The sequence below is a fragment of the uncultured Granulicatella sp. genome (assembly GCF_963515615.1).
Taxonomy (GTDB): Bacteria; Bacillota; Bacilli; order Lactobacillales; family Aerococcaceae; genus Granulicatella.
The window spans coordinates 1-16,927 of record NZ_CAUPZT010000001.1 but is presented as its reverse complement, the minus strand read 5'-3'; the positions used below and the strand labels follow the sequence as shown (position 1 = coordinate 16,927).

The following is a 16,927-nucleotide window of genomic DNA, read 5'->3' as shown; positions in this document are numbered from 1 at the left end:
ACTATCGAGCCCGTTGACCCGATAGTTTCTTTTAGTTTAAATCTAGATTTTTATATATTTTGTAGAACGACCATTTCCTACTTGTTGTATCTTTTCAGCAAGCTGTAATTCTTTTAGAGCTTGTTCAATTGTTCTTTTTTCTACGCCATTTTTAGCGTTTTGGCGTAGAAAAATCAAAACTGGCGAGATTAACCTCTATAAACACAAAAAACTACCGAGCCCTTTGACCCGATAGTTACGATATATCATTCTTCTATTTCTTCTTCGTTTTCTTCTTGTTCGTACGCTTCTACTTCTTCTGGAGTTAGTAAGTGAACATGAATACGACGAATTCTTCCATTTTCTACTAATGTTGGTTTTAATAAGACATTTTCTTGACGAACTTCCACAACTTCATCATCTTCTGGGAAGTATCCTAAATCTTCTAAAATAATTCCCGCCATTGTGTCTACTTCATCTGAATCAATCGTTGTTTGGAATGTTTGATTGAATTTTTCTAATGTCATTCCCGCATCAATTAAGAAATTCTTCTCATCAATTTCACGGTAACTCATTTCTTCCACATCATACTCATCTTCAATTTCACCGACAATTTCTTCGATTAAGTCTTCCAATGTCACGACACCTTCAACTCCACCGTATTCATCTTTTAAAATCGCCATATGTTGACGTGTTTTTCTAAATTCGACTAATAAATCATCTACGAAAATCGTTGAAGGAACAAATAACGGTTGATGCGCTAAATCCATTAATTGGATTTGATCGAAGCCTTGTTCTTTTGCCGCTCTTAAAACATCTTTAGAGTGTAAAACTCCAATGACATTATCTTTATCTTCTTCATAAATTGGGAAACGTGAATAAGAACTACTTAAAATGATTTCGATATTTTCTGCTAAATCATCTTCCACATCAAGCATTAATGTGTCCGTTCTTGGTACCATCACTTCTCTAGCTAGTTTTGAATCAAGAGATAAAACTCCTTGAAGCATTGTAAATTCTTCTTTATCAATCGCTCCATCATTACGACTATTTGTTAAAAGAAAATTCATTTCACTACGCGTTAATTTTTCTTGTTCATTATTAAATTCAATCGGCGTCATTCGTTTTAATAAACCTGTTGAAACGGTTAAAATCCATACAAATGGTTTGGAAACTTTTTTGACAAATAAAATAATCCCTGCCGTATGTAAGGCAATCGGTTCCGCCAATTGTAAGGCAACTTGTTTTGGATATAATTCCCCAAACACTAATGTTAAATAAGATAAGATTACAGTCACAATCAAAATTGCTAAGGTTTCTGCACCCGGTACATTCTCCAATAATGGTTGAATACGTGAAGTAAAACTAGTTGCTGCAAACGCACTTGAGAAAAATCCTGCTAACGTAATTGCTACTTGAATGGTTGCTAAAAATTCATCCGAATTTTCTAATAAACGCATCACTCGCTGCGCCTTCTTATCTCCTTCACTCGCTTTTTGACTCATCTTTCCTTGATTGACCGATACAAAGGCAATCTCCGCTGCTGCAAAAAATGCATTTACGGCAGTTAATAGTACAATAATTAAAATCTGGATTCCCAGCGAACTCCCATCAGAATCTGCTGTCATCATTCAGTTATCCCCTTTACTTTGTTAATTTTTTAAAAATATACAAATATCATACTCACTTTTGTATGAAAATGCAAGATATGTCCATTATATAGAGATTTTCGACACCTATTTTAATAAATTTCTCGTTACTTTTTAATCAAAAAGTGGTATTATCAATAATGAAAACGTGTCTATATTTTACAAAACACGAAAATTGATTTCAAGAAAGGGGCATGTCTATGCTATTAAAATCACTTGTTATTCCTAAAAAAAGTTTAACGGTTGTTAAAGAATCTTGTACTCTTGAAGAAGCCATTGTTATTTTAGAAAACTCTGGATATCGTTGCGTTCCAGTTTTAGATGAAACAGAAACTTTCTTCCGTGGAAATATTTATAAAATGCACATCTATCGTCATAAAGCAAATGGGGGCGATATGAGCTTACCGGTTACTCATTTAATTAAAAACACTACGAAATTTATCAATATTACGAGTTCGTTCTTCAAAGTGTTCTTTACGATTAAGGAATTACCTTATATTGCTGTGTTAGATGATTCTCAGCGTTTTTATGGTATTTTAACGCATAGTAGTTTATTAAATATGCTTCAAGAATCTTGGAGTGTGAATAATGGTTCTTATGTTTTAACGATTATTTCTGGTGGGGAAAAGGGATCATTAGCTCAAATTTCTAAAATTATTAATCAATATGCTTCTATTGCCAATGTGATGACATTAGATACGGAAAAAGATCGTACACTTCGTCGTCTATTAATTACTCTTCCAGCAGGAGTTTCAAACGAAACATTGAATCAAATTATTTCAGCGCTAGAAAAAAAAGACTTCTCAATTGCTGAAGTGGAAGATTTGAACGACTATTAAATACGAATACTAAACAAAAATAAAAACAGAAAAAGTTTACGCTTTAGTAGCTAGGGACGCTAGTAGCCTCGCTTTGCGAGTCTCTTAGCTAAAAATTGAGCCTAAGGTCTCAATTTTTCCCGTACTATAAGCCCTTGTGGCTTATAGTACCAAAGCTACAGCGCTCCAACTTTTTCTGTTTTTATTTTTTTGTGTGCCTTTTTCTTTCTTCCTGCAAAATAAAGAATGTTGGGATAATTATGCTTTCCGTAGAATTCATCGTAACCGCAAGAAAAGTAATTCAACGTAAGTCTTTAAATAAAGCAGAAAAAGATGTAGCTTTGTAGCTTGAGTAATATAAGCCTTCTCGGTTTATATTACAGGAAAAAACGAGACCGAGGCTCGTTTTTTAGCCATGAGATTCGCAAAGCGAAGCTGCTGGCGTCCTTAGCTACCAAAGCGTAATTTTTTTCTGCTTTATTTTGCTCACTACTTGTGTCCATTGCTACAGCTATTTTTACTTGTATATATGTCATCACTTTTCCCTCTAATCATTAAAGAAATCATGCGTTGATTGTTGTTTTTATTTACTATATAATAACATAAATTTCAATGTTTCATTACAATCGGTATGTTGATTTAAAAAGAAATAGCCTATTAAAAAGGAGAACTTATGAAAAAAGAAATTGTTAAAGACCCATTTTTCTTATCACAAAAAGCAATCCCTGCTAATCCTATTACGGATAAACAAGTCATTATCGACTTACAAGATACTTTACGTGCCAACCGTGACCGTTGTGTCGGCTTAGCGGCGAATATGATTGGAAGTCAAAAAGCCATTATTATCGTTGCCGCTGGTCCATTTGATATCGTAATGGTCAATCCAGTCATCACTAAAAAATCCCAACCGTACCAAACAGAAGAAGGTTGTCTCTCTCATACAGGAATGAAAAGCACTACTCGCTATCAGAAAATCGAAGTTCGCTATCAAGATGCTATGGGGAAAACTCACACAGGGACATTTACAGAGTTTACAGCTCAAGTCATTCAACATGAGATAGATCATTTACAAGGAATTTTAATTTAATCATTCGAATTCAAATATAAAATGAGCATCTCCAAAATTGGAAATGCTCATTTACTATTCTCTCTTTTTCTTAACGTACTACCGAACTTGCCATTCTTGCAACGGTATGTCTCATCCCTCGAATCGCAACGGACAAAGCAAAGATGTTATTTACATCGGCTAAACCACCATAACCTGCATCTCCAATATGTTGAATATCGACTCCACAAATTTTATTGCGAATGGCAATTTGTTCAATGACTTCCTTAGAAGAGCCTTCTTGACTAGTTCCTATGGCAGATAACACAAGTGTTTCATGTTCATGAGCAAATTGGACAATATCAATCAATGCTTCTTCTGTAAATCCAGGAACTGTTCCTACTGCTGGAACCAATAAAATATCCGCTCCTGCTTCAATCAGTTCCTTTGCAATTTCTCGATTCATTACGGGTTCTTTTGAGCCTGCTCCATGCATTTTCCCTGCAATAATGACTCCTGTAAAATATTTTTTCGCTTTTTGAATTGCTTGGGCAATCGCTTGATTCGTCACTCCTGTACCAGGATTTCCGGTTAAACAAATAAAATCTAATCCTAAAGCTTCTGCGGATTTCAATGTTTCTTTCGAGCAAATTCTTCCTGCTGGAATAACTAGTCGAGTTTCCAACATTTCTGCTTCTAAATCGACAGGTTCTAAGTTAGCACCAACAGGACGTCCGCATAATTCTTTTAATCGTGCAATTGGATTTGCGCTACCTTCTACTCCGTATAATTTTGGATTTAAACAATCAAATCCATTTAAAAGCATTAAGTCGCCCCCAAATGCACTGGCAATTTCCGCATGTGTTAACTCCGGAATAATTGGACGATGACGAATCGCCATTTCACAACATACCGTTCTACCCTCACCTGCCTGAATGGCTAGTTTTAATTCTTCTGCAGAAAATTTTCTAAAATCACTTGCCACACAGTTTAAAATTCGTTTTCCCATTATAAAGTCCCCTTTATTTTAAAATAGTAACTGCTTCTTTCATACTTTCTAAATGACACAAATCATAGTCTCCGCTATCAGAATAGCGATAAGAAACTTCTCCATTCGTTGTCGTTGGATCCACTGCCCAAGATTTAAAACTTCCATGAAGTTGTTCTAATCCTGTTTTTTCTAGAATTTCTGTTAGATTGGCAAGAGAAACGCCACATCCCCCTAAAAATTCGATTTGTTTTCCATATTGTTTTTGCCATTTCGCTAAATTCTCCAAGCCAGACATAATACTTTTTCCTTGCCCACTTGTTAAAATACGAGTGCATCCTAATTCAATTAATGTTTCTAGTGTTTCTTCCGGATTTTTTACACAATCAAAGGCACGGTGAACCACACTATCAGCACCGTATTCTTTACATAGCTCAATCATTTTCTTTGTCGCATCCCAATCCATGTTCCCTTCTGGAGTTAAGAAACCAAAAGCTAAACCTTTTGCGCCTGCTTCTAAGAAAATTTTCGCATCTTCAAACATCACTTCTTTTTCCAATTCGTTATAACAAAAACCGGCTCCCCTTGGTCGAACCATACAAATAATAGGAATATCGATTTTTTTAACAGCTTGAGTTAAAACAGCTAATGATGGGCTTAATCCTCCTAAATGTAATGCACTATTTAATTCAATACGATTGGCTCCTGCAGTTTGAGCATTGATACAGTCCTCAATGCCTCCTGCACAAATTTCTAAAATAGTCATTCTTCTCTCTCCTTCTAATGATGTTGTATGAAACTTAATTCATATAATGCTAATCCATAAATAATAGTATTCACTTTTAAATCTTCAATTCCTATCCACTCATTTGGAAGATGAGCAATATCTCTTTGCCCTGGAAAACTTGGACCATAAGCAATAATATTTGGAATAATTTTCGCATAAGTTCCACCCGTTGTTGTAACAGGCGTTGCATTGCCATCGACGACTTCTTGATAAACTCTTTGTAAAGTTTGCACATAAATCGAATCTTTATCGTACAAAACTGGCTTCCATGAACTAATTTCTTCTAACCTGCTTCCTTCTGGAATATGTTTTCGAATATCCAATAATAATTGTTCTTTTGTCACAGAGGCTGGGTAACTCATCGTCCACTCCACAAAATGTCGTTCTTCCTCTATTCCAACTGTATATCCTCTTAATTGCATCATCCCAAAATCTTCATCGGAATAGTTAATTCCTAATTCCACTCCTTGATGAGTTGTATGAAGTAAGTACTGATTAGTAAAATGATATAATTCTGAAATCTGTTCTAAAGAAGTACTCAATCGAACTTTCAATCGTCCTCTTTCTCCATAAACAACTGGCCATTTACAGTCTGGAGTCCATCCAAAAGTAGGGGGCTGTTCTTTTGTTAAATAATGTTTTACACAGCCAAATCCCGTTTCCTCATTTGTTCCAAATACAATTCGAATCGGACGCTCAAATTGAATTCCCTTTTCCTTCAATACATATAAGGCAAATAAATTCGACAAAATCGGTCCTTTATTATCCAACACGCCACGTCCAAATAATTTTCCATCTCGCTTCGTTGCTTTTAACGCTGGACTTTCCCATCCTGTTCCTAATGGCATGACATCGACATGTCCAAAAATGCCATAATATTCCCCATCTGCTCGAGTATCTCCATATTGTGCATAGCCAATTTTATTGTCTAAATTTTTCGTTTCAAAGCCTAATTCTTCAGCAAGTGCTAATACTTCCAATAAAGCTTGTTTGGGACCTTCTCCATAAGGAGCTTCTGGCAAAGCTTCTCCCCGAACACTTTCAATAGCGACTAATCGTTCGATAGCTTTGTGCAATTCAGGTTGAATGTCTTCCAACGCTTTGACTAAATCCTCTCTTATTCTCATTTATTTCACCTCAAGTGGCTTCATTCGTTCTCTTAAATAGTCATCCAACCATTCTTGAGTCGCTGTTTCATGAAGCATTGTGCCATCTTCTTGTGGATGTACTCGGTAAACTGTTAAGGGCTCTTTTTCAGTTGCGACTACAAAAGAGAAATTGGCAATATTGGTCGCTGCTCCCCATTCTCCTTTGTGATTCATCGCTACAACTGACAAATCCCCAGCACTTCCTCTTCGTTGAATTAATTTTTCAGATAAATTCTTCACTGCTGTTTCACACGCTTGTTGAGGATGCATTCCTTGTTCCATTAATCGAACAATTTCGTAGGAAATAATTCCCTTCATCAAATCTTCTCCTAAACCTGTAGCAGTTGCCCCACCAACTGTGCTATCGACATATAAGCCAGAACCAATAAATGGAGAATCTCCTACTCGTCCTCTTTTTTTCATAAATAGTCCACTTGTAGAAGTTCCTGCGACCATTTTTCCAGTTGTATCTAGGCTAACCATACCAACAGTATCATGACCTGCATAAGGTGCTAAAGATTCTGTTTGTATATCTTTGACACGATTATAATAATGAATTTTCGCGCGATCGGTTAACATATTTTTCCGTTCGAAGCCCTGCTTTTGTGCATAAGCTTGAGCACCGATTCCAACTAATACATTATTCACCGATTGTAAGCTCAATTGACGAGCCACTGAAATGGGATTTGCCACATCTTGAATGGCACATACCGCCCCAAAATCAAGAGTTGTTCCATCCATATAGGCTGCATCTAATTCCACTTCCATCACTTCATTAGGAAGCCCCCCATAACCGACTGATTTATAATAGGGAAAATCTTCAACTGCTTTAATCGCTACTTCAATCGCATCTCCAGAAGATGCCTGTTGTTCTAATGACTGCACAGCCTCTTGAACTCCTTCTAGCGCCATTCTCCAAGTGGCAATCATTCCCCACATAGTCACTCCTCCATTCCGTATTGATAATTGTATTCTAATATTTGATGGTATTTTTCCATCGTTAAATCTTCGCAAATCGCACACATTAATCTAAGCGTTGCTTCAACATCTCCTAAATGCAAAATACTTTGATGCGTATGCATATAACGAATTGGAATTGATAAAGTTGTCGCTAAAATTCCCGATTCAGACTTATAAATATTTCCCGCATCTGTTCCACCCTTTGTAAAACAACCAATTTGATAAGGAATTTGATGTTTCTTACAAAGATTTTCCAAGTAAATAAGCAAACCACGATTCGTCACTGTCATATTATCAATGGCAGTAAGCGAGACACCTTTTCCTAGTTTCGTATGATTTTGATTAGCTGGAGTATCTCCTGCTAATGTTGTATCAACCGCAAAAGCCACTAAAGGTTTTTCTTGGAAAGCTGTCGTACGTGCACCTCTTAATCCAACTTCTTCTTGAATCGTTGTTGCTAATGTCACTCTTTTAGATAGATTTTGATGCTCTAAAGCTTGCATGAGCCAAATTCCTAACGAAACACTCACTCGATTATCGAGAGCTTTCCCAATCATATATTCCTGATTCAAACCAATCGTTTGGCAAGAACTCACTAAACTTACGACATCTCCTACTTCAATGCCCATTTCTTGAATAGACTCCCGACTATCCACACCCAAATCGACAAATAACTCTTCCATTGCAACAACTTTTTTACGAGCTTCCGGAGAAATCGCATGCGTTTGAGGTCCCCCAATAATTCCCGTCCATTGTCGACCATCACTCGTTGTAATGGTCACTAATTGTTGTAATAACGTATGCGCCCACATATTTCCGACAGGTTGAATCGATACATATCCTCTCTCATTAATCGAAGAAACAACAAATCCCACTTCATCCATATGAGTGGCAAACATAATGGAAAGATCTCCCTCTCCTAACGAAAATAATCCTGAGCCTAATTTATCTTGTTCTTTCGTACAAAAAGGAAGTTGTTCTGACACAAATTGTAAAATTTTCTCTTCATGTCCTGACACACCTACAAGATTACTCAATGTCTTTAATAATTCTATTTGATGATTTTCTAACATCGCTTCACCAACTTTCTTGGAAAGCAAGTTGCTGAACTTTTTGGAGAGTTAAATTTTCTAAAAATACTTGAAGCGTATGAATGACAGGTTTCAAATCGTCCTTATTCAATAATTGGATAAATTCTCCTTCTTCTTTTAACGGAATCACAACAACAACCGTTGGGGTTCCTGCTAGAGATTTATGAATAAATGATCCATCCGTCCCTTTTTCTTGAACATTTGCCTTCACTTCGTATCCTAAACTTTGAGCAACTGTTTTGATTTCTTTCACTAACGAAACATTGGGTAATAATGTCTTATCAAAATAGCGAATATAAACTGTTTTTTCTGCATAATCTCTAACTGGTGCTACATCTAATACAATCGATACATCAGGTAATATTGTATTTGTAGCAGTAATAGCTCCTCTATATCCCACAATCGATTGAGCAATTCCTCCAATGCTAAGTGTATAAGGTAGAGAGGACATTGTTTCCATCAACTGATAGGCAGCATAAACTCCCGCTCGATTAGATATATTTTTACTTAAAATCATTTGTTCCGTTTCAATCACTGGAATTTCTAATACAAAAGTATCTCCTACTTGAACTCCAAACTCTTCCACTTCTTGCTGCGATTTAGCTCCTATATGAATCCAAAATTTCTCTTGTTTTTGTAGGACATAGCCATAAACTCGTTGATGATGTCGTGTTAACAGACAAACTCGTTGATGAAGAAAATCTTTTGGCAAAATATCTCCAATGGTCACAAAAGACAATAATCCACTCTCATAAATATCGTCAATCATTCCTCCACATTCATCAATATTGGAACTAATCATCACTTTAAAAGGACTATTCTCTACTTGTCTCTCTCCAAAAATTGAACCTAATTTATCTTTTTTCAAGTCTAAATTCAATTGTTGATATTCCCTAGACAAATATTGATGGACTTCATACTCGTCTCCAGAAACTCCAGGTAGACTACATAAGGTACTTAACTCCACTTCACTCGCTTCCTTTCTAACGATAAATCCGATTTGAATCTTGTTGATCATACGCAATAATAAGTGCAATGTCTTTCAACGCTTCATTCAAACCAACTGCACCTTTTTTAGGCATTTCAATCATGGTCGTATATTCCTTGAATTGTTGAATAATCTCTTCATTTTCTTTCGAACAAGCTACATACGTTTTACAATCTGTTTGATGTTCAATAAAAGAAGCTACATTTGCTGCCATTTCTGTATAACTTTCATCATTAAAGCATGGGCCCGCAAATAACACTTCTGCATTTGTTTTCAAAATCAAATTATGAATTTTATGAAGCACTTCTTCCTTATGATTCGCAAAATAATCTGGACCGCAATACACAGTCGCTAATACTTGTAAATTTTCTTTTAAAAAGTAATCTTTATACATTAAGTAGGAGCCAATTCCTCCTTTTTCTAACCCAAGAGGAGTATCTGCTCTTTCTTTTCCACCATAACCTGCCTGTATTTGATTCAAAAATAATATCACTCGCATATGCTTTCTCCCTTCAAAAAAAGCGGGAAAACAACAGAATTTTTTCGTTCTCTGTTGTCTTCCCACCTCCGCACGTTCAACTTTTCTACTCGTTTATTATTTTTACATTTTATAAATCATCAAAACTTAAATCATCTAATGACAATTCATCTAATTCATCGCTTAATGAATGAGCAGCTTGATGTTCTTCATGAAGATATTGTTTATCAATCACTCTAAAGAATGGATAGTAAATACACATTCCGATAATAATTAATACAATTTGGAATAAACCTGCTACGATACTTCCTGTGGCTAACCAACCAGAGAAGAAGAATGGAGTTGTCCAAGGAAGTGCTGCTCCTGTAGTATATGGAATTAAGCCAATTAATGTAGCAATAGTCGCTAAAATTGTATTTACCAATGGTGTTAAAATAAATGGAATAACAATTAATGGGTTTAATACAACTGGTAATCCAAAAATAATCATTTCATTAATCCCAAAAATACCAGGAACAATGGCTAAACGTCCTAATTTTTTCATACGTTCTGATTTTCCGAAGAATACCATTAAGAAAACAAGTGACAATGTACTACCGCCACCACCAAAGTTTCCAAAGAAATCTCCAAATGGACCTGTAAAGATATTAGGAAGTGTTGCTCCTTGTTTAAAGGCTTCTAAGTTTTCTGCTGTTAAAGCTAAATGAATTGGATTAAATACCGTATTCGTTACAGCAGGTCCATTAATACCAAAGAACCAGAATAAAGTAGATAAGAACTGATAAATTGGCTCAAAAATCAAGCTTTGTCCGAATCCCATTAATGGTGCTTGTAAAATTTTATAAATAAAGTTATGAGCGTATTGATAATCTGTTGCTGAGAATACTAAATACACTACAAAGAAGAAGAACATTGCAAATGCACTTGGAATTAATGCTGCAAATGATTGAGTTACAGCTGGTGGAACACCATCAGGCATTTTAATAACCCAACCTTTGTTTTTAACCGTCACAAAAATTTTTACAGAAATAATAGCTGTTATCATGGCTAAAAACATTCCTGCTGACCCTAAATGACCTAACGCAAATCCATTAAACACCTTACCATTAGCAGCATTCACAAAATCTGGATGTGATTTTGGCGTAATAATAAGGAAACATACAAGAGCAACCGCTCCTCCTGCGACTGGATCATTTTCCAATTGACGAGCATATGCATACCCAATTCCAAAAGCTCCTAATAACCCTAAAACACTAAATGTTGAATCAATGACAGCATCCATTTTATTTGGCCAACCTTGACCAAAAAATTGTGCTAAGAAATCAACATATCCTGGAATTGGAAAGTTTGCGATTACTAGAAAAATGGATGCAACAATAATTAATGGAGTCGAAACTAAAAAACCATCCCGAATCGCAATTAAAACTTTATTATTGCCCAATTTCTCCGCGGAACTTCCCATTACTTTTTCTAATGTATCAAACATAACTTCTCCCCCTATTTTTTACTTTTAATCAGTTGAATCGCGCGTTTCAAAATACGTTCCCCATTGACATTCCCATAATCTTCTAAATTAATCACTTCTACAGGAATACCCATAGGTTCGTATTTTTCACGAGTAGCATTAAATTTGAATTTCACTTGAGGACCCAACAAAATGACATCCGGATGAAATTCCTGAACAACAGAATCTAACTGAACATCAGGAAATGCCTTTACTTCTATTGGCAATTGATGATGATTTGCAACTTCTTGCATTTTACTAGCCACTAGACTTGTTGACATTCCTGCATTACAAAATAAATACACACGTTTCATATATATTCCCCCACTATTTTGTTTCATTCTTATGCTTTTTCAATTTTTTCTAATCTCTGATATAAAGCTACTACTTCTTCACTTGTTACTTGTAGTAATTCTGCATTCATTAGTTGATCTTCTGCGTGCAATAATAATAATGAAAAAGGCACTCTATTCCCTGAACTATCCTTTTGTAATAACTCAAAGTGAATTTCGTGACCTTTTAATCGTTGTTGCTGACCTTCTTCAATTAACGAACTTGCTTCTTCAAAATGACCATTTTTAGCTTGAACAATAGCTTCCATAAAAGCTGAACGTGCTGCCCCTAAAGCCGTAATCATTTTAAAGCAAACTAATTCTACTTCATTCATGCATCTTACCTCCCCTCTAAAAAACACTGGCAAAAGCCCCTTTATACATTAATTATAAATCGTTTTCATAAAAAATCCTAGTATTTTTACTCATTTTTTCACAAATAAATTTTTTATTTAGTATAAAAAAACTCAGAACAACATAATTAGTGTCATTCTGAGATTATCGGTTAAATCATTTCATTTTTATAGGGAGCTACCACAAATTGAATGGCTTTTATAATAGCTACAAAAGGACTAATAAATACTAAAATAAATTGTATCATTCCAACGAGCCAGAGAAGTGAACTGAATGAATTTGGTAAATGAAACATCCATACTAAACTAAACGCTTTTATCATATAGCGATAAGCCATTAAAAAAATAGGTGTTAACATAATCGCAAACATCATTTCTCCTAATATAAATAAAGGAAACTCTTTCGAAGTTTTTAATTTCCATTGTTCAATCAGCATCATAAATAATGCAGCCATAAACATAAATAGAATAACTTCTCCCTCTTTTTCCAAGCTCTTACTTCCTTGGTTCATTATAAATAAAGTAATTAGATTGGTGACTACAATTATTCCCATTACAAATTTCCAGTAATAGGTACTGTATTTTTTCATTGTTAAAGCTCCTCTCTCCTACTCTCGTCTTTAGAACTATCATTACTGACAATCTATTTTTTATCAAGAATATCTGAGAAAATTTAATAAAAATTTAGGAAATAAAAAAGACAGCCGAAGCTGTCTATCCTACTGGGGTAGCTGGATTCGAACCAACGAATGACGGAGTCAAAGTCCGTTGCCTTACCGCTTGGCTATACCCCAATGGTGGAGGGGGGCAGATTCGAACTGCCGAACCCTAAGGAGCGGATTTACAGTCCGCCGCGTTTAGCCACTTCGCTACCCCTCCAGCTGTTATTAAAATAACGTACTCATATATAGTACACTAGTCTTTAACTTTTTGCAATACCTTTTTTTCAAAAAAATATTTATTTTTATATAAGAAAACTCCAACCACTTCCCTCGAAGTAATTGGAGTTTTCGTAATTTTATCCTTGTTTTTCAATCCAATTTTTTTGATGCTCACGAGAAATACGCATTAATTCAGTATAAAGTTCAGCCAATTCATCTTTTAAAGACTCTTCTTTTAAATACGATTGAACTTTCAAAATCACTTGTTCCTCACGTCCACTATCTAAAATCGGAATATCATTGTCTAACTTAATTTTCGCTACTTCTTCTACCACATTTGTTCGTTCTTCAAATAACGCAACAATTTGGCGATCAATTTGATCAATTTTCTGACGTTGTTCTTCTAACATCATTTTTCCCCTTTCTTATATCCATAAAGTTCCTAATGGATACCCAATCGCTACTGCACTTACAATACTTAACACTAATAACCATCCACCATATAAAAAGGCATCTTTTGAACTTGTCCAACCACTACCAACGGAGATGGCTACATAAGGCATTGCTGGTGGAGTCATATAAGCTAAACTTGCCATAAAACCAATTAAGCAAGCGACAACTGCTGTATGAATTCCTAAATCCGTACTAGCAGCAATCGTAGTTAACACAGTCGTCACAACAGAAACAGTTACTAAATTTGATGAAAAATTCGTTTGAAGCCCCGCCCAAATGACAAAGACCATGACAATCACCATAGCACTCCATTGATGGAATAAAGGAGTTAACCCACTTTCAATTAATGGTAATACCCCTAATTCTGGTTTTGTTAATAAAGTTCCTAAACTCAAGGTTGCCCCTACTAATAATAAACTTGGCCAGTAAACGCCACGTGTTAAAGCTTCTTGAATCGGCATTAACGGTTTTCCATCTTCACGGATACAAGCTAATAATACCGCTCCAATCATTGGTGGGAATGCCATCCCCGCAGATTTTAAGAAAGCTGCCACACTAGGTGAAACAATTCCTAACCATTCCGGAATAATCCATAAAGCAATCACAATTGAAAAAATAGAAACAATCCATTTTTCTTTTTTCGTTACTGCTGGTAAATTTTCCAAGGATTCTAGACTTTGGAAAGTTACTTTTGATAAATCTAATTTCCATAAGCGGTGTAAACTTGCCAACATTCCAATAAAAATACAAATTCCTGCAGGCATCGCAATTCCCATATATTGGATATTCGAAATACTTACACCAGTTGCTGTATGATACAATCCCATTGCCGTAATCGCAAAGACATGATTAATCGGCGTCATCGCTGTTCCAATTGCAATAGTCGAAAATAATGTAATTAAAATAAAGGATGCTTGTCGACTGCCTTTTTCTAATCCAAATACTTCCATCATCTCTTCATAAGTTGGAAAGACAATCATAAATAAAATCGTCGGTGAAATAAAACAACTAATGACTAACACAGCGCCTAGAAAAGCTCCTAAAAAATGACTCGGACTTTTCTTAGCAAAATTCGTTTTTAAAAACCAACCCACTAAACGTTTCAAAGCAGGGGTCTGTTCTAAAGCATACGTCACTATAAAGGTAAACAATAAGAAAACAAATGTACTGTTCCCAAAAGAAAGAGAAAACACTTGACTATACGTTACTTTTGGAAGCCACCCGAGTCCTAATAAGACTAAACATAAAATACTTGGCCAATCGATTCCTACAAATAACCATAATAATAAGCAACTCATAAAAATCGATAATAAAGCAAATGCACTTCCAGGTATCGCTAATAATTGCCAATCAAAATGTGAATTAATCATCGCAAGAACGATAAAAAAGATGCTTAGCACGATTGCGCCCGTTTGAAACAAACTTTGGGTTTCTTTTTTCATATTCTACTCCTCAACTTTCATTTATTCCGCTATCCATCCTACCGTATTTTTCTCGAAAATACTAGTAAAGCTAACATTTTGACGCTTTTATCGACTATAGTCGATATCGTTAAATATTTTTGAATTTCCCGAAACCATCAAAAAAACGATAGAGACTTTTCCTCTACCATTTCCTGTTTTTGTATTTAATTTTCTAATTCAACCTCTGGATTCAGTTGATAATTTTTTCCATAGTTATCTCTAATGACAAATTTATAGTCCACTAAATAACGACGCATTGTAGCAAAATCATCATATAATTCCTTAATTTTTTCATTCAATTCTTTTTCAGTATAAGTCTCAGCATGACTCTTTAAATGCGCATAAATAAATTCAAAAATCTCTATTTTATTTTTCTGTTTTTTTGGAAGAACAATAATTTTTCCATCCCTCATAAATCTAGAAATATTTTCCTCTTTCATCAGATAACACCTCTAATCCTTATTCATTTTTTTGGTTAGTTTATACTACATACAGAAAAAAGGCAAATCTTTATAAGAAACTTCTTCGCTCTACTACACTGACAATTTTATCCACAAAAAAACTTGTTAGAAATGGCAGTTATTTCTAACAAGTTCTTGGTAGTGGGTTTATTAAATATATTATTTTTCTAATTTTAATACTTTTTCAACTTTTTTATAAAGCATTAACGATAGTACACTGCTTAAGCCAAATTTTAATACATTAAATGGTAATAAAGCAAATAGCATTAATGTCCATAAATTTGTTACGAATGGGTTTGTAGTAGCTGCAAGGGCAACAATTTTATCAATTGGGAAATGCATCGCTGTTGCATATAATGGGAAAATGACAAAATAATTTGCTGTTAACAATACTACTGTTGCAGTAGCTGTACCGATTACTAAACTTGTAATAGCCCCTTTAAATGTACGGTTGTGTTTATAATAAAATACCGCTGGCAACATAAAACTTAAACTTCCAATTAAATTAACTGTTTCACCAATTCCAAATGTTGTTGTTCCATTTAAAACAAAGTTTAAGGCAATTTTTACAATCGCAATATACGCGCCATATAATGGTCCTAATAAATAGCCTCCTAAAATAACAGGCAATTCAGAAAAATCCATTTTAACAAATGGTGGAATAAATGGAAGACTAAATTCTAATAACATTAGAATTGTGCTTAGCGCACCGAATAGTCCTACTAAAATTAATGGTTTTGTCGCATAACGTGACACTGTTTTTGCATTTGTACTCATCGTACATCTCCTCCTTAACCGGGTTGAAGGATCGGATGGTTTTTCACGCTTTTGTTCCATTTTATTTGTATAACTGCACAAAAAAATGCAGCAACAAAATGGTATACATTTCATCGCTGCATTCTTATATATCAAATGAATTGGTATCTTCGAACGTGAAATATAACCATTTTCTCTCATCTAGACTATCACTATCGGTTCTGGAATTACACCAGATCATGCCTTTTTGGCTCGCGGACTATACCGCCGGTAAGGAATTACACCTTGCCCCGAAAATGTTATTTTATATACAAAGAGTACCATACTTTTTTTTGCATGACAATAGTTCTGCTCAATATACTGATTGAATCATCTAATTCTCTAAATAAAGGAAAATTCATAAAAATTCATCCTAACACTTAAGTGATTATTTTACCCATTCACCAGCTGCATTGACTTTATATCCGTCAATAACTTCATTTTTAGCCATGTAACCACCTGATTTTAAGTAATACCATTTATGATTTAACTCAATCCATTCTTTTTGAGCTAATTTGCCATCTTCTTAGACATTACGGCCGCAGTCAAGACAGTTGACTCACCGTAACGCACGACAACTGCGCCATTTGCTTGCTTAGCAACCTGACCAGTCTCTACAATTAACTCACGACCCGCAAAAGTCGTTTGAAACACTTGTTTTGTCATTTTAATCCCCTTTGGATTGATGAAATTATACGCCTTGCCTACAAAGATCAAGATACCAAGGACGTCAAAAGCAAAGTAAAAATAGGAA

General features: G+C 35.0%; 18 protein-coding genes, 2 tRNA genes, 2 pseudogenes and 1 riboswitch. Of the genes and pseudogenes, 2 read left to right on the top strand and 20 right to left on the bottom strand.

Translation table 11 applies throughout. The annotated features are described in order from the left end of the window. Positions 1-245: 245 nt before the first annotated feature. Positions 246-1,610 carry a hemolysin family protein gene (locus RYL55_RS00110; protein ID WP_315006174.1) on the bottom strand — a complete coding sequence of 455 codons (1,365 nt, stop codon included), beginning with the start codon at positions 1,608-1,610 and terminating at the stop codon, positions 246-248. 218 nt (positions 1,611-1,828) lie between these two features. On the opposite strand from RYL55_RS00110, the gene cbpA reads away from it, so the two are divergent. Next, positions 1,829-2,467 (top strand): cyclic di-AMP binding protein CbpA, encoded by a 639-nt coding sequence (gene cbpA, locus RYL55_RS00105; RefSeq protein ID WP_315006172.1) that lies wholly within the window; start codon positions 1,829-1,831, stop codon positions 2,465-2,467. Positions 2,468-3,119: 652 nt separating this feature from the next. Continuing rightward, positions 3,120-3,533: a peptide deformylase gene (locus RYL55_RS00100; RefSeq protein WP_315006170.1), complete on the top strand. Its 414-nt coding sequence runs from the start codon at positions 3,120-3,122 to the stop codon at positions 3,531-3,533. Between the two features lie 70 nt (positions 3,534-3,603). Here RYL55_RS00100 and RYL55_RS00095 read toward each other — a convergent pair whose 3' ends face one another. From RYL55_RS00095 to RYL55_RS00005, 19 genes and pseudogenes are all read right to left on the bottom strand, one after another. Next, a complete protein-coding gene (locus tag RYL55_RS00095) occupies positions 3,604-4,500 on the bottom strand; it encodes a haloacid dehalogenase-like hydrolase (RefSeq protein WP_315006169.1) in 897 nt (298 codons plus the stop codon). A gap of 13 nt (positions 4,501-4,513) precedes the next feature. Further along, positions 4,514-5,245, bottom strand: coding sequence for a copper homeostasis protein CutC (locus tag RYL55_RS00090; RefSeq protein ID WP_315006168.1), 732 nt, complete (start codon positions 5,243-5,245; stop codon positions 4,514-4,516). A 14-nt stretch (positions 5,246-5,259) separates the two neighbouring features. Further along, positions 5,260-6,393 (bottom strand): Sapep family Mn(2+)-dependent dipeptidase, encoded by a 1,134-nt coding sequence (locus tag RYL55_RS00085; RefSeq protein ID WP_315006166.1) that lies wholly within the window; start codon positions 6,391-6,393, stop codon positions 5,260-5,262. Further along, positions 6,394-7,353, bottom strand: a complete 960-nt coding sequence (locus tag RYL55_RS00080; RefSeq protein WP_315006164.1) for a N(4)-(beta-N-acetylglucosaminyl)-L-asparaginase — start codon at positions 7,351-7,353, stop codon at positions 6,394-6,396. A gap of 2 nt (positions 7,354-7,355) precedes the next feature. Next, on the bottom strand, positions 7,356-8,447 hold the full coding sequence (locus RYL55_RS00075) for a M42 family metallopeptidase (RefSeq protein WP_315006162.1): 1,092 nt from the start codon (positions 8,445-8,447) through the stop codon (positions 7,356-7,358). Between the two features lie 4 nt (positions 8,448-8,451). Beyond that, the gene (locus tag RYL55_RS00070; RefSeq protein ID WP_315006161.1) at positions 8,452-9,432 is read right to left on the bottom strand and encodes a hypothetical protein; all 981 of its coding nucleotides are present in this window, start codon (positions 9,430-9,432) and stop codon (positions 8,452-8,454) included. A gap of 16 nt (positions 9,433-9,448) precedes the next feature. Beyond that, positions 9,449-9,952: a GrdB-related putative oxidoreductase gene (locus RYL55_RS00065; RefSeq protein WP_315006159.1), complete on the bottom strand. Its 504-nt coding sequence runs from the start codon at positions 9,950-9,952 to the stop codon at positions 9,449-9,451. Between the two features lie 109 nt (positions 9,953-10,061). Then, positions 10,062-11,417 (bottom strand): PTS transporter subunit EIIC, encoded by a 1,356-nt coding sequence (locus RYL55_RS00060; protein ID WP_315006158.1) that lies wholly within the window; start codon positions 11,415-11,417, stop codon positions 10,062-10,064. An 11-nt stretch (positions 11,418-11,428) separates the two neighbouring features. Then, positions 11,429-11,749 carry a PTS sugar transporter subunit IIB gene (locus RYL55_RS00055; protein ID WP_315006156.1) on the bottom strand — a complete coding sequence of 107 codons (321 nt, stop codon included), beginning with the start codon at positions 11,747-11,749 and terminating at the stop codon, positions 11,429-11,431. A 29-nt stretch (positions 11,750-11,778) separates the two neighbouring features. After that, complete coding sequence (locus RYL55_RS00050) at positions 11,779-12,102, bottom strand: PTS lactose/cellobiose transporter subunit IIA (RefSeq protein ID WP_315006154.1); 324 nt, start codon at positions 12,100-12,102, stop codon at positions 11,779-11,781. A 170-nt stretch (positions 12,103-12,272) separates the two neighbouring features. Next, on the bottom strand, positions 12,273-12,710 hold the full coding sequence (locus RYL55_RS00045) for a hypothetical protein (RefSeq protein WP_315006152.1): 438 nt from the start codon (positions 12,708-12,710) through the stop codon (positions 12,273-12,275). Positions 12,711-12,842: 132 nt separating this feature from the next. Then, positions 12,843-12,914 (bottom strand) — tRNA-Gln (locus RYL55_RS00040). A 1-nt stretch (position 12,915) separates the two neighbouring features. Beyond that, positions 12,916-12,999 (bottom strand) — tRNA-Tyr (locus tag RYL55_RS00035). Positions 13,000-13,138: 139 nt separating this feature from the next. Then, positions 13,139-13,411 (bottom strand): chorismate mutase, encoded by a 273-nt coding sequence (locus RYL55_RS00030; RefSeq protein WP_315006150.1) that lies wholly within the window; start codon positions 13,409-13,411, stop codon positions 13,139-13,141. A gap of 15 nt (positions 13,412-13,426) precedes the next feature. Further along, the gene (locus RYL55_RS00025) at positions 13,427-14,896 is read right to left on the bottom strand and encodes an SLC13 family permease (protein WP_315006147.1); all 1,470 of its coding nucleotides are present in this window, start codon (positions 14,894-14,896) and stop codon (positions 13,427-13,429) included. A gap of 185 nt (positions 14,897-15,081) precedes the next feature. After that, positions 15,082-15,357, bottom strand: coding sequence for a DUF2087 domain-containing protein (locus RYL55_RS00020; RefSeq protein ID WP_315006145.1), 276 nt, complete (start codon positions 15,355-15,357; stop codon positions 15,082-15,084). 180 nt (positions 15,358-15,537) lie between these two features. Then, complete coding sequence (locus RYL55_RS00015) at positions 15,538-16,155, bottom strand: ECF transporter S component (RefSeq protein WP_315006143.1); 618 nt, start codon at positions 16,153-16,155, stop codon at positions 15,538-15,540. 164 nt (positions 16,156-16,319) lie between these two features. Then, positions 16,320-16,436, bottom strand: a riboswitch (FMN riboswitch). 131 nt (positions 16,437-16,567) lie between these two features. Beyond that, positions 16,568-16,696: pseudogene (locus RYL55_RS00010) on the bottom strand (hypothetical protein); the annotation flags it as partial. Beyond that, positions 16,690-16,839: pseudogene (locus RYL55_RS00005) on the bottom strand (polyribonucleotide nucleotidyltransferase); the annotation flags it as partial. The pseudogenes RYL55_RS00005 and RYL55_RS00010, both read right to left, overlap by 7 nt. Positions 16,840-16,927 lie beyond the last annotated feature (88 nt).